We start from the raw sequence: 13,337 nt of genomic DNA, 5'->3' as shown, positions 1-13,337 counted from the left end.
GGTGAATTGATTTAGAACTTTTTTAGATGGAGGGGGAATGTCCAGCTGGATTACAGCATGGGTCGAATGCTCGCGACCCGGTAGAGCGAAGAACGTGATACAGGCTTGCCCTCCGAGAGCAATTGGCATCTAGCCCATCGCAGACGCCTATCGTGAAAGCCTTCGATTGGTTCACATACTTTTTCGAGCATTGCTGCACATAGAGGAAGCTTGCAGAGCTGCTTTTCGAAGCGAGAAAGAACATGAAGCTCCCGACCTATCCTGGTACGCGAAATGCGGACAGGCTTACCCGCAAGAGCATAAAGCGCGTCGGCACACTGACGGACTTCGCCGGCCAGTCTCGCATCGAGGGCAGCGAACATTTCGGTGCTATTTAGACGAGGCGTACGATGGGGGCTTGGGTTTGCAGTTGACTCCGAAAGCCACTGCTTATCGTGGCGATACAGCCACGCATACCCCCTGCATGCATGTGCTTTGTAGAATCGATAATCAGCCTCGAAAGCCGCGCGTCTTGCGCATAGCTCAATGTGAAATCGTGCCTCCCTCCAAGCATCTTGCCCGCCGGGTACATTTCGGATGTGACGATAGACATACGCTGATGAAACGCCTAGAACGGTGGCGATCTTTTTGGCATCAGCTCCTTCAAGAGCATGTTCCCACACAGCGGCTGACGAACAGTCCAGGCCTTCACCAGGCATCACCGGAGAAAGGCGCGCGTGAAGCCGAATGTGAGCTTTCGGATCACATGCCACCGCCTGTTTCACTGGGCATTGACCATGCAGCAAGCTCACCATTTCAACGCCCAGAGCACCGGCCAATAAAATGTATTTGAGCGGATGGTGAGAGGTTATAGGCGTACGAAGCAGCTTCGTGACCCATGAGGCGGGTGTACCTGCACGAACATCTCCGAGTATAGAAAATTCCCATTCTCGCGGGAGTGCGGCAAAAAAATCGGCCATGTGCTGCGCCAGCATATGCAGGTGCAGGCGATGGTTATCAGAAGCAAGGTTGAGCTGCGTTGCCCTGTGTAAAAGCATGAAGCGCACCGCCTCGGCCGACAAAGCAGTGACTTCAGACTCGAGGACCTGAAGTGAGCACAACGCTATTTCGTGAAGCGGTGGCATGCACCGCAACGGGGTGTCGAGAAGTACTGTGTGTGCTTGCACATTCTCATCACTGGGCAGATTGAGTTGTCGAGAGCTGCGGCTGGACCAGCGAGGATCAAGGATCCTGAGTGACGTGCCGTGATGCGGACATACAAGCACGCCTGGAAGCATGTGGACCCTGTGCCAGTAAGCGACTCCCCGTTGAGCCTGATCTTGGGCGATACATTCTGGGCATAACCGCACTCGGGAGGCGAATCCAATACGGCTCGCGTTGACGCCCAGCTTTAACATCAAGCCTTTACCATCAGCGGTCATCAGCGTCCGAGCGTGTTCAACCTGGCTCACCCTCAAAAACGGCGCGTAATAGGGTAGTAATGTGTGGCGCATCAGGACCTCGGCTACCGATAGCTCGGTACCGCTGGGTAGCGCGTCGACAAAATCCCCTAAGTGACTCGGGAATGCCACATTTTGCGAAAAAGCTGCCGCCGATTTCAGTCCGGCAAATGCTGCTTGGCAATTACGAACACCGCAAAGACGGGCATAACGAGAAATCACGCTGTGCAGCGTCTCGTCGGGAAACGCGGCGGGGAAGAAATGGAGTTTAACGTGCACTTCACCCCCCTCCTACTCACGCTTTGTGATACATCGGTGAGAACTCAAACAGGTCCTCGTTGAGCCAGCCCGCAGCGCGCAGAGCGTCGAGGGGAGAGTCATGTTCGCTAAGCGCTTTAGCCTCTGAGTTTTCCACAGCAGTAGCAATCGGCGATGGGTGATCTTTCGCAAAAATGGTCGGAGATGGGTCTGCCGGCTTCTCACGGGATACAACGCTTCGAAGCAAGGTGAGGCGATCCTCTCGTGCCAATCCATCGAAAACCATCATTTCGCTCAGCTGATCCTCAATCGGCAGCAAATCGTCAAACTGTCGCATTCGCTTCGGATCACGGCTACGCAGAGCTGAAAGGGCTGGCTTTAGAATCTGCATTTTTGAGTTGCTTACCTTCACCAGGATCTCGGCAGTCAAACACTCCGAGCCACTCTGGACCGCATAACGCTGACTCAATACCAGCAGCTTGACTAGGAAATCCGTGACGCCTTGAGTGTGCTCATACAGCGAGTCAAAAATCTCGTCGGTCAGCTCAGCCGTCTGCTTGCACCACTGATAGCTCCAGAGATTTTCGACTAACAACCGCCACTCCTCATCATCCTTTTCGAATCGTTTGAATTCGAGCGTACCGGCACCACAGACTCGGCGAGCAGTCCGCATGGCTTCTGAGAACAGGCTGATCGTCGAGTTCGTGCCACTGAAAACCACCGGGATACCGATGTTGTTTACCAAGTGCAGGAAAAAATTCAGCATGCTCTCTTTACCACCGGTTTTCGCCAGGTGGAGGTTTTGCAGCTCGTCGATCAACAAGGCGCCGATGAAAAACGTGCTGGCCACCTGCTCCATCTGTTGCAGCGCATCATTGATGTTTCGATGCCTGTAGCGCTTGTGGTAGTCCTTATCTCCTAGAGCGTCACCAACCGCATAAAAAAACTGCTGGCAAAACCCAGCCAGCGATCCATCCCGAGGGCAGTCAAGCTTCAGCCATGTGATTTGGGTATGAACAAACTGCTTTCCCTCATAGCGCTCATGACGGATTGTCTGTGGATAAAGGCTCAAGATGGCGTGGAGCGCCGTCGACTTGCCAATGCCGCTCAGGCCGACGACGGTAAACGTTTCTGCAGTGGACTTGAACGCATCGTGGTAACGCTGAGCTCCCGATAAAGAATGCAAATGCCGGACGGTAGCGGGCGACATCGGGTTACGCCCAACATACCCTCGACGAATGAGCAGTGAGAACAGGGCCTCCAGTTCCAGATGTAGCAAAAACGGCTGTACCACGGTTCTTAGCCGGTCGATACAGTGAATTCGAGTGGCTCCTTCGAGCGTCAGCTCTTTCGGATCCACCGGCTGAGGAAAATTCGAGATCAGCTCAACAGCCGCGGCCTCCGACAATATCGGAGGCAAAGCTTCGATAAGCGGGTTACCCGCATACTCACTAATGTCCTGTCTGACGTAATTGGCAAACGTCTGTGCACCTTTCATTTTGCCTGTCCTGGCCGAATTCTTTTGAGCAAATCGATAACCTGCGCAGTCCGCTCGCCGGCATATGAATCATGCGCTTTCGGTGTCAATTCAGATTGAAGTGAAGCTGGCTCCGCCCTAACGCCTTCAGGAACAACCGCATTTTCACGCTCACGGAGACGTTCTTCTGCGCGGTTCTCGCGGATGTTTCCAGTGGCCTCTGCCTTGGTGGGCGGAGCAGGTTCCAGTTTTCGTTCTGCGAGTGCATGACTGATGATCTGGTGGACCTGATCGCTAAGCTGCACACGGCTTTCCAGCTCGGCTCGCCGGCGAGTAGGCGGTTTTTGGCGATAGGCTTCGAGCAGATCAAAAATCTCGTCCGAGCGGTAATTCGCGTAACCGGCATCCGATCGTCGAAGATCACAACGGATAAACTGCTTGGCCTCTCCCTGAATCCAAATGTGTGCCGCCGAGTTCGGATCGAACCAACACTCTATTGACCAAACGCCCCCTTTGCGAGCCTTGGCAAACCAATCTTTTTCTATGGCCATATCACACACGTAGTGCATGCCGCGAAACATAACCCCACCCTTTTGAACGGTCGCGCGCTCGCGAGGCAAGAGATGGAGGTAAACCAGCTCGTCAGGACGTTTGTTGGATTCGATCAGGTCGTTGTCGCAGGCCCAATTCCATATCCCGTTGGGTGTAGGTTCAACGCCGTCATTCATCATCGCCTGCGTCAGTCGTTCAGGCTGTCGATGGTGCCCGTTATAGTGGAGTACGCACTTGATGAGGATTTGGGTGAACTCTTTGAGATTCAGCGTGGCATCGAGCCGGTAATCTCGCTCGCCTCGCTCTTTGTCTCGCGCTGCTACCCCGCCAGGTAGCCATCTGATACCCGTCAAATCATTCAAAATGCCAAACCGACTTTCCACCATAGGCTTCCAATCCGGCCGATAAGGCGGAGCAGTGCCCATCTCAATTCCCAATCCTGACGATAGCCCCTCTGCTGCGAGTGACAGCATCTCTCCTCTGTCGGCGTAAATCTGGTGGGGCAGGTGGTGACAATTCCAATCATCTGCATTGATTTCGACGCCGTTCTGAGCGCAGAACTCGACTTTGGAGGTAAACGCGTTGAACAGCGCTTGCCTGGCCCCATTCCAACTAGGGCCCTCCAATCCTACATAGAGACCAGCAATCATTCCGGAGAAGCTATCCACAACGATATACACTACGGGCCGGCCAATGAGCATCCGCCTGGAGTAGCTGTTGACCAAATAAATATCGGCAATAGTCGCGTCGATCTCGAACTGATGACAGGGTCCACGCAGCCAATCGCGAACGGTACCTGAAAGCGGACGGCAGTCCTTTAACCATCTCCTCAATCCTTTACGGCCACGCTCGGTTGCAATCTCGTCGAAAAAAATCTGTCCCCAATATTGGAACTGCCTCAAGCTGGGGAGTTCTGAACCAGGCAACAAACGAAGCTCTTCTTCACTGTTTTTAGAGATGTCTCGGACTGAGTAAAATCGTCTCAACATTTCGTCATATGCGCTCGAAATGGAAGATTTTTTATCTCTTACATAAAGAGCATATCCAACACGGATGCATCGTTTATCAACCGCACTGAGCATCTTGGAAGGCGAAGTAAGAACGCCTTGAAATTTAGGCTTTCGCCCTGGTGGCCTGCTCGGATCATATTTTCTATCGGCAACACCTACCGCCGTATAATTATTAAGCAATGAGTTGCGAACTTGACCATAAAACCAATATCGGTAAAGAAGCCGATAGATCGTTTTCCGCTGGATTCCGAGCTCTGACGCCCGTCTGCTAACAAGCCGGCCTAACTCACCTCGTACAAATATTTGTCCCGGGTATTCAGGATCTAATAGAGGGGCGATGACGGCCCACTTTTCGTCCCGGCCTTGCTTGGCTCTCTCATCCAACTGTTCCTCAAGCACAAGCATAAACTCGGGCGTGGTGATGGCTGCTGGGTTGGTGTGACCAGACGCTATCGAGCGACGCAGCTCCTCCAGACCAACCGCGTAGGGCTGCCGGGGTGGGTCAGCTAGATCCATCAAAACTGCTAAGTCATGCGTTTCATCCTGGTAAAGGAGCCTGGCTATCGTAGCAATGACCGACAGATCGGTTACAGGCTCGAAAACGTCATTAACGAGAACAGTCATGACATTTTCTCCTTCAACGATACTTGGACAGGGCTCGGTGAAACTTCGAAGCCAGGAACTAGACCAGTAAGGTGGAGAGGAGTGTTAACCAAATCGATTTTCAGTATCTTGTTCCAAACCAGATGAAAGAAAATTGCTTGAGCGTCTATATAGGAAATGGACAGAAGTGATGCTGTTTTTCTTAGACAGGTGGCCAAGGTCCACGAATATTCCCGGCTGTTTACAAGGCACTCGATAAAATTCGAATGCAACGGCGCTTTCATTAAATCACGAGAGAGCTTCGAGTACCTCCTGATTAGTCCAAGATTTTTAATCAAATCTCGTGTAAAAAACTCGTCTGTTACGATTTTCCAATCAACACCTTGGCTTTCCCAAAAACGCTTTTCAATTTCAAGTTTTTCAAGCGTTCTTTTACTTCCGTTGCCAATTAAATCGGAACGATATTTCACCGTCCTAGCTACCGATTTGAAGTTTCCGCTCGGGTCCTTAACAGTTAACAGGAAGTCTGTTGTCATCACATAAGGCAGTGTTGTTCTAGGGTATCTTGGATAGCGTACATCGATCGCCGACGCTATCGCTTGCGCACGCTCTGTGGGTAGTAAAGGGTATTGCTCCCGGATATCCACGACGTCTTCAGAAAATTCACACACAAGGAAGTAGGAACGCTCGAGATCTGACAGGAGGTGATGAATCCTCTCGATCTTCACACCTTGAATCTTGTGCGAACGACCTATCGACGGGACATCTTGTACCCGCAGCCAAGGCACGTAGCTTGCCCCGGCGCCTTCGCCAAATCCATTTGCAATGTGCCGTTCAATGTCCTGCTGTGATGCAAATTTACGACCTCGCAACCCACGCCTCCTCAGTCGATGCGGACCGCTTCACCTCGCGTCGAGAAAAAGTCGTAGAAGGACACGACCGCCAAAGCGGCCGCATTCAAAACATTTTCCAGACTACACCCGCTGAAAGTTGAAGCGATGAATCCAGACCAAAGGGAAAGCCTGGAAAGGAAAACCCCCGTAGATACGGGGGTTTGAGCCTTGTGTCAATCTATGTTCATGCGTGTCAAACTTTATTGTTTTGTGTCAATCTTTATTGTTGAAAACCATCATCTGGTTATCCCTCGTCTGAGCAGACGCCAAATGGGCGTCCTTCTACTGCCTCGGCCCCGGCTTTTGAGGGCCGGGGCTTGGGGTGCTGCCGAGCGTTTTCCTTGGTGTTCGTTAAGGAGCCAGCGTCTCACGGGTTGCCGGAAACGCAAGGCCATGATGGTGCTTTAATCAGCGTGCCAGCAGGCCACTCATGAAAATATGTTCGGAGGATAACGGCGATGGTCGAAATCCCAACTCAGTCCCGACATTTTCCCACACTCCAGCAGCTTGGAACCCCTAAATTCCGCCCCGTAAGGGTACGAAACCTTAGCCCACTTTGGGTTTCTATACATGGCCACGGGCTCCATCCCAAAAGGACTTGAGGTGGAAATAAAATGCTGGGAGAAGGATCAGCACTACACTAGCAACTACAGATAACGTCACCACCGTTACTGCACCGTTGAGCACATGCCACATACCGATCTCGAGATAACCCGCCACAAAATCCGCAGCCTTGATGATAAACGCCATTGCAACGCCTTCTCCCTGGAATGGGATCATCTGAAGCAAGAAGACCAAGCCTCCGAAAGCGACCGCGATGATGGCAAAGCCCTTGAGACCCAGGGCGATATCGGCTGTACTTGGAATCGCGTGCATCGAGATAACCAGGACGAGCAATGCCAGAGCAAACCCCTGCAATGAGCCAGTACCCAAGTCGACGATCGCGGTAACAGAACCGGTGGCTACAGCGCCGATCCAGACAACCAACGGCACCAATCCTTGGTCGGGAAGGCCCTGTTCGTGTGATGTTCCGAGGGAGAGAACGGCGATTGCGCCCCCGGCCAACAAGGGCGCTATGCCCTGAACAAGTAGACCAATCGAGTGGCGCAGAGAAAACGGGCTGTAGGAAAACTCGACGTAGCCCAGCTGCCCAGTGATTGCATCCGGTGCGAATAGGGCAAGCTTCCTGATTCGCAGGCCGAAGAGCAGGCATGCAATCGCGTGCGCCATCTCATGTACAGGCCCGCCGATGATTCCAGTGTTCCGATAGACGATCCACGTCTTTACCGAAAACTGTGAGACCAGCTTACCCCAAACAAAAATCGCGCCGGTCGGCACAAGCAAAAGCGCAAGGTAGAGGTAGATCATGCGCGCTGCCCCGCTGCCGCTTCCATCTCCCGCTTAGCCTCGGCATGACTTTTTTGGATCACGACCTGGGTGATGCTGTTGATCACCAGCACCTTCTTTGCCCTTGTGGCTGCAACATAGAGCAGATTCAGCTCATCAATCCGCTGATCTGGGGTGATTTTCTCTTCGTCGAAGATGTCTGGGAAATCTTCTTCCAAGACCACCACATCCCATTCCAGCCCCTTTGAGCGGTGGCAGGTGCTCACAATCACATCGGCATCAAGAGGATCATCTGTTGAGTTTCGGCGAAGAGCAGCGATCAACTTCGGGATGTCGTTGTGCTCCTTGAGTATCCTGAGCATCCGATTCATCTCGGCATCCTTCGACTCTTCTGCCGCTTCCGCAAACCCTCCGAAGTCGCTGAACTGCCCGAAAAGGCGCTTGTTGCGGATTTCATCCTTGCGGCCAACCTTCAGATGGTAAACATCCTCGAGGTCGGAGATTTGGTATGCCTCAATCCCCCCGTTCCAGTAGACAACCTGGCCGTCAGATACAGCATCAATGGCCGTCATGATCACGCCAATCACCGTGCGGTTGAGCACGGTGTAGTGGTTGCATCCTGAGGGCAGCGATGTCGTCACTTTGTCGCGGGCACCATACCCAACCAGGGGACGTGTTTCCCCTTGCTGTTTGAGGATCGCATTGGCTACGCCGGCAATCATCGGCCCGAACCTGAAAGAGTTGGTCAAGAACATCGACGCCGCGCCCTGCACAATCTGCGTATCAAGCGCGTTCTCAGCTCCTCGCCAACGGTAGATCTGCTGCCATTTGTCGCCGACAAATATCTTCCTCGCCTTCTGACCAGCAACCAGGGAGGCGGTCACGGGGTTACTGTCCTGAGCCTCATCGAAAAGGATCACGTCATACGGCAGTCGGGGATTACTGAGCTGGTAGAGCTTCAAGTACGCGTCATGCTGACAGGGAAATTTACTCTCGGTATCGATCATCTCCTCCCAGAGTGTCTGGGCAGAAGCGATCGTCCGATCTAAGTGGTCTGCTCCGTGCTCCGCGACCTCTTCCTCGCTGAGCGCAGCAAAATAATGCGCCTCACTGATGTTTTCGTCAGCGCTCGAAAGGTAGGCATTGAGCACAGCGATAGCGTCTCGAACATCTCCCCACTTCCGTGTTTTGAGGAGCCCGGCAGCATCCGTCAGACGGATATTCCCGAGTTTGTGCTGATAGTGTCGGCCAAACTGAGGCCAGGCCAACTGGTGGGATGTCTTGCACACTACGTTTTTCGGAAACTTTTCCGCGCCTTCATCCCGGATAGCGCGGTTGTACGCAAGATAGAGCATGCGCAAGTGGCTGTGATGTTTGGCATAGGCAACAAGCGTTGTCGTCTTGCCGCACCCGGCATAGGCCTTCACCACCAGATGGTCCCCTTGGTATTCGATGATGGGGAGCTGTTCTGCGGTCGACTTCATTGAGGCGACTCCATTCTGTTTTTTGCACATTTGCCGCCGTAGACAGACAGCGCTGCTAAGCACCAGAACGAAAACACGGCATCAATCAGGTCGCCCATTGGGAGATGGCGAACAACCAAGGCTACTGGCTCTGTCACCACCAGGAACGTCGCATACCCTGCAACGGCATGGATTCCGAAGGTGCGTAAGGCCGCTGCGATGAGAAGGGCAAATAGTGCGCAAGACACCAAGCTATGCGTGGAGCTGGAGCTTGGGGCGAAGTGGGTACAGACGACGATCATGCCAACCGCTACTGCCATCAATCCGGCAGCGTGACGACTGGATATCGATCGCAGCTCTTCGCCGCTGTGCCTGAACGTCAGGATCATGGCCGCGTGCGAGCTGATGCCTGCCAGATAGTCGATGAGTGGTGATCGGCGTTTTGCCGGAGGATGTTTTTCGCTGGGCATGTGAGTCTCCTTAGGTGAGAAGATCGTTTCATGCAGGTCGTGGGGAAAGGTCTGGTTTCTGGCGGTTTTTTGGTCTGAATTACGCAGACGCCGCCCCAGATCGGGGCGGCTGGAGGGGGTTTACTGGTTGACGCGTTCCTTGAAGGACTTGCCAGGGGTGAACTTTGGCTTGATCGAGGCAGCGATGGTGATCGGAGCCCCGGTAGACGGATTACGGCCCTGACGCTCGGCCTGCTTGGTTGACTCGAAAGTACCAAAGCCCACGAGGCTAACCTTGTCGCCGCCGGCAACGACATTTTGAACCGTCGAGATAAGGCTATTCAGCACCTCTCCCACGGTTGACTGACTGTGCCCGCTTTCGTCGGCAATCGCTTTGACGAGTTCTTGACGATTCATTCGCTTTTACTCCTTGGTTGTTGAAAAGTCGCATGGGTGTTGAGTCCCAGCTGAAAGCATTGAAACATGGCTCTGGATAATCCCAAGCCACCGGCTCACCCGAATCGGCGTTTGCTTTTGGCGCGACGGACGTTATAGCCCTTCACCCAGCTTTTCATGTCTTCGCTCGGTGGTTTGGGTTGCACGGTACCGATCCATGCGCGATCTGGCAGCTCTTTCATGTATGCCTGGTATGCGTACTGAGCCCACCCGTCTTTTTTGCCGGTCTCACGGGCGTACCCAAGCAGCTCACAGAAAGTGTGCTGTTTACTGGTCGGCCCGAGCACTTTGCGTCGATCGTCTAGCTTCACCAGTTTGCCGGTGGCCACCGCCACCCCATCCGGTATCACGATTTCATTGCCACACTTCGGACAGAGCAATCCGCTGAAAACAAAGCTGCACTTCGGACATGGCTTGGTTTTTTTCTCCTGATCGCCTTTGTCCTGCGGGCGGCGGTCAAGACGCTCCCCTTCCCCATTGTCCATGGCGTCGGGCACCTCGTCCGTTGGCTTCCCGTTAAGCAAGAGGTTCCCGGAGTGGTCAATGATAATGCAGTCGATTTTTCCAGTTTCAGGCGAGAGTCGCAGCCCGCGGCCAATCATCTGGTAGTGAAGCATCAGGGACTTCGTAGGCCGCGCTATCACGAGGCAACTGGTCGAGGGGTCATCAAACCCCTTGATCAGCATAGCCACTGAGACCAAGACCCTTATCTTGCCCGCTTTGTACTGGCGCAAGATCTCTTCGGTCTCATGCGGTAGCATATAACCATCGATATGGGCTGCGGCCACCCCAGCTTTTTGAAACTCAGCAGCGAGCTTCTTGGAGTGCTGGACGTTGCAGGCGAAAACCATTGTTTTGCGGTTTTCACCCAGTTCTTTCCAGTGCGTTACCACGTCACCAAGCAGCTTGGCGTCACCCATGACCGTGGCAAGCTCGTCCTCGATCCAGTCACCATTCGGCTTCGTGCTCACCCCCTTCAGAGAAGGCACGGAGGGCGCGTAGCACTGTGTAGGTACAAGGAAGCCTTGGTCTGTCAGCTCAGAAAGGGAGATGCAATTGATTAGCCTGTCAAAGATGCGCCCAAGGCCCCGCCGCCATGGGGTTGCACTCAGCCCTATCACAGGCACCTTGTTCCGGCGGCACCACGTGATCAGCTCGATATGGGCTTCATGGATGACATGTGCCTCGTCAATGAGAACAAGGTGAGGTTTGTGATGGTTGAGCATGTAATCGAGGCGCGGACGCAAGCTCTGGATCGTTGCGACCTGGATGGGCTTTCGATAGTCAGTGCAGGGATGGTCTGACTGAATTGCACCGGCGACCAATCCATCTTTGTAGAACCGCTCAAGCGTCTGATCGAGCAGCTTCACGCTGTCGACGATGAACCAGGCCCTGCGGTTCTTCGCCTGCGCACCGGCAATGATGTGCTTGGCCACCTCTGTCTTACCGGAGCCCGTGGGACTCATCAGCATCTGAATGATCGCGCCAAGGCTTATGCCTTTGCGGAGTTCAAAATCCTGCTGTTGTTGGTAGGGTCGAAGCTGCATCGAGGTTTCTCGCTGTACGAACTACAGGTAGGAAACCATCGCTTCGAAATAACCCAAGCCAGGTGCTCGATCCGTGTGAGGGAGACGGCAACAGAGCGCAGCCTGATTGAGGGGGATATTTTTCCTGCCAATGCACGTCGATACAGGCTCTTCCTGACGCTCACATCTCGACTTGGGTTTTCCGGCCGGCGTGTGAACGTTCACATCACTGCCTGAGCTTTTGCACAGGTACCGATGAAGACGAAGAGATAGGAGCCGTTGATGGATGAAATCGGAAATGCACGCCATCGAAGATTTGCTGAGTCGCTGCGCGAAGCCAGTTGGAAAATCGACGACAGCGAAGCAGGAGGAAGTGAAGCGGTCGGGTTCTGGTTGTACTCATACAACATGGTTACTGGCCCCCGACTCGTAGGGCAGCTGACCTTGGAAGGTTACAGAGCGATTCAGAGCGGAGATGATCTGAAAGAGCTCGGCGTGCATACGCCGGCTGACGCTCTCGGAGCGACGCTTGCTGCTTATGACGACCTACCAAAAAACGCTCGTAACGCAGAGCAATCAGAAAGGGTGTTATCCGCTCTCTCAACTTATGCAAGTTCAACGTTGACTTGGCAGAGCCTACCGCCGCTCAAAACCGGAGCAATGCAGCACTTCATGGTGTTCGACTGGCTTACGAGCTCCGGCACTAGAGTTTTCCGTCCAGCAGCGGCGATGAATGCCCCGGTACTAGACCCTGACACCTTGGCTGTAATCAGTCAGCAAGTGCTAGCCGCCCATTTGTCGAAACACCCCAACGAAACGCCATACTAACCCCAGAACTACAGGGACTTTGCTCATGCCAATCCGTCACATCATCGTTCATCAGATCGACAAAAAACCCGATGGCACCCCCGCGGTGCTGCATGCCCGCGATACAGAGCTGAGAGCTTCGCAGGCCATCGAGAACATGCTCGCAGACCTCAACGACAGCTACAACGCCAAGCAGGGCAAGGCCTGGGGGCTCTTCCACGCGGAGTCAGGCGCTTATCCCTTCAGCCGCTGGTTGAAGGATTACCTCGATGACAGCCAGGATTTCACTAGCTTCAGCCGCGCGGCCGTGGAGTATTTGCAGACACTGATGGAAGAATCGAACCTCTCAACCGGCGGCCACGTCCTGTTCGCCCACTATCAGCAAGGCATGACCGACTACCTCATCGTCGCTCTTTTGCACCACAGCGAAGGCGTGGCGGTGAACGACACTCTGGACGTGACCCCAGCCAAGCATCTGGATCTCGGCCAGCTTCACCTGGCAGCACGCATCAACATCAGCGAATGGCAGAACAACAAGCAGTCCAAGCAGTACATTTCGTTCATCAAGGGCAAGAACGGTCGCAAGGTCTCGGACTACTTCCGTGATTTCATCGGTTGCCAGGAGGGTGTAGACGCCCCCGGCGAAACCCGCACCCTGCTCAAGGCATTCAGCGATTTCGTCGAGAGCGAGGATCTGCCCGAGGAGCAGGCGCGGGAGAAGACCAATACTCTGGTTGGCTATGCCACCAGCCAGGCGAAGCTGGGCGAGCCGATGACGCTGGAGGAGCTGTCCGGGCTGATCGATGAAGATCGACCAAAGGCGTTCTACGACCACATCCGCAATCGCGACTACGGACTGTCGCCTGAGATCCCAGCGGATAAACGCACCCTCAACCAATTCCGCCGCTTCACAGGCCGCGCCGAAGGTCTGTCGATCAGCTTCGAGGCCCACCTGCTGGGCTCCAAGATCGACTACGACGAGAATGCCGGCACGCTTACTATTCGCAATCTGCCCACTCAGTTGCGTGATCAACTCAAACGCGGCTAAAAAAAGCCC

11 protein-coding genes are annotated in these 13,337 nt (G+C 53.9%); 2 read left to right on the top strand and 9 right to left on the bottom strand.

Translation table 11 applies throughout. The features are described 5' to 3' along the window. Positions 1–50: 50 nt before the first annotated feature. The 9 genes from BZK31_RS07435 to BZK31_RS07395 all read right to left on the bottom strand — a co-directional run bounded on the left by BZK31_RS07435 (position 51) and on the right by BZK31_RS07395 (position 11,494). A complete protein-coding gene (locus BZK31_RS07435) occupies positions 51–1,718 on the bottom strand; it encodes a TnsD family Tn7-like transposition protein (RefSeq protein ID WP_058402488.1) in 1,668 nt (555 codons plus the stop codon). Positions 1,719–1,734: 16 nt separating this feature from the next. Next, entirely contained in the window at positions 1,735–3,195 is a 1,461-nt protein-coding gene (locus BZK31_RS07430; protein WP_083182132.1) for an ATP-binding protein, read from the bottom strand. Next, on the bottom strand, positions 3,192–5,360 hold the full coding sequence (locus BZK31_RS07425; protein WP_083182131.1) for a Mu transposase C-terminal domain-containing protein: 2,169 nt from the start codon (positions 5,358–5,360) through the stop codon (positions 3,192–3,194). The genes BZK31_RS07430 and BZK31_RS07425 overlap by 4 nt, the downstream gene beginning before the upstream one ends. Then, the gene (locus tag BZK31_RS07420) at positions 5,357–6,211 is read right to left on the bottom strand and encodes a TnsA endonuclease N-terminal domain-containing protein (RefSeq protein WP_054068352.1); all 855 of its coding nucleotides are present in this window, start codon (positions 6,209–6,211) and stop codon (positions 5,357–5,359) included. The genes BZK31_RS07425 and BZK31_RS07420 overlap by 4 nt, the downstream gene beginning before the upstream one ends. Positions 6,212–6,796: 585 nt before the next feature. Then, positions 6,797–7,600 (bottom strand): hypothetical protein, encoded by an 804-nt coding sequence (locus BZK31_RS07415; RefSeq protein ID WP_083182130.1) that lies wholly within the window; start codon positions 7,598–7,600, stop codon positions 6,797–6,799. Further along, positions 7,597–9,063, bottom strand: coding sequence for a 3'-5' exonuclease (locus BZK31_RS07410; protein WP_083182129.1), 1,467 nt, complete (start codon positions 9,061–9,063; stop codon positions 7,597–7,599). Before BZK31_RS07410 ends, BZK31_RS07415 begins: the two co-directional genes overlap by 4 nt. After that, positions 9,060–9,512 (bottom strand): hypothetical protein, encoded by a 453-nt coding sequence (locus BZK31_RS07405; protein ID WP_083182128.1) that lies wholly within the window; start codon positions 9,510–9,512, stop codon positions 9,060–9,062. The genes BZK31_RS07410 and BZK31_RS07405 overlap by 4 nt, the downstream gene beginning before the upstream one ends. Positions 9,513–9,632: 120 nt before the next feature. Next, the gene (locus BZK31_RS07400; RefSeq protein WP_011077950.1) at positions 9,633–9,908 is read right to left on the bottom strand and encodes an HU family DNA-binding protein; all 276 of its coding nucleotides are present in this window, start codon (positions 9,906–9,908) and stop codon (positions 9,633–9,635) included. Between the two features lie 95 nt (positions 9,909–10,003). Further along, positions 10,004–11,494, bottom strand: a complete 1,491-nt coding sequence (locus tag BZK31_RS07395) for a DEAD/DEAH box helicase (RefSeq protein WP_011077949.1) — start codon at positions 11,492–11,494, stop codon at positions 10,004–10,006. A gap of 261 nt (positions 11,495–11,755) precedes the next feature. On the opposite strand from BZK31_RS07395, the gene BZK31_RS07390 reads away from it, so the two are divergent. Together BZK31_RS07390 and yejK are read left to right on the top strand one after the other, a co-directional pair. After that, positions 11,756–12,301, top strand: a complete 546-nt coding sequence (locus tag BZK31_RS07390) for a hypothetical protein (RefSeq protein WP_083182127.1) — start codon at positions 11,756–11,758, stop codon at positions 12,299–12,301. Between the two features lie 25 nt (positions 12,302–12,326). Beyond that, the gene (gene yejK, locus BZK31_RS07385; RefSeq protein WP_083182126.1) at positions 12,327–13,328 is read left to right on the top strand and encodes a nucleoid-associated protein YejK; all 1,002 of its coding nucleotides are present in this window, start codon (positions 12,327–12,329) and stop codon (positions 13,326–13,328) included. Positions 13,329–13,337 lie beyond the last annotated feature (9 nt).

Source organism: Pseudomonas floridensis, from assembly GCF_002087235.1.
In the GTDB taxonomy this organism is placed as follows: Bacteria; Pseudomonadota; Gammaproteobacteria; order Pseudomonadales; family Pseudomonadaceae; genus Aquipseudomonas; species Aquipseudomonas floridensis.
The sequence above is the reverse complement of the archived record's forward strand: the minus strand, read 5'-3'. Positions and strand labels throughout refer to the sequence as shown.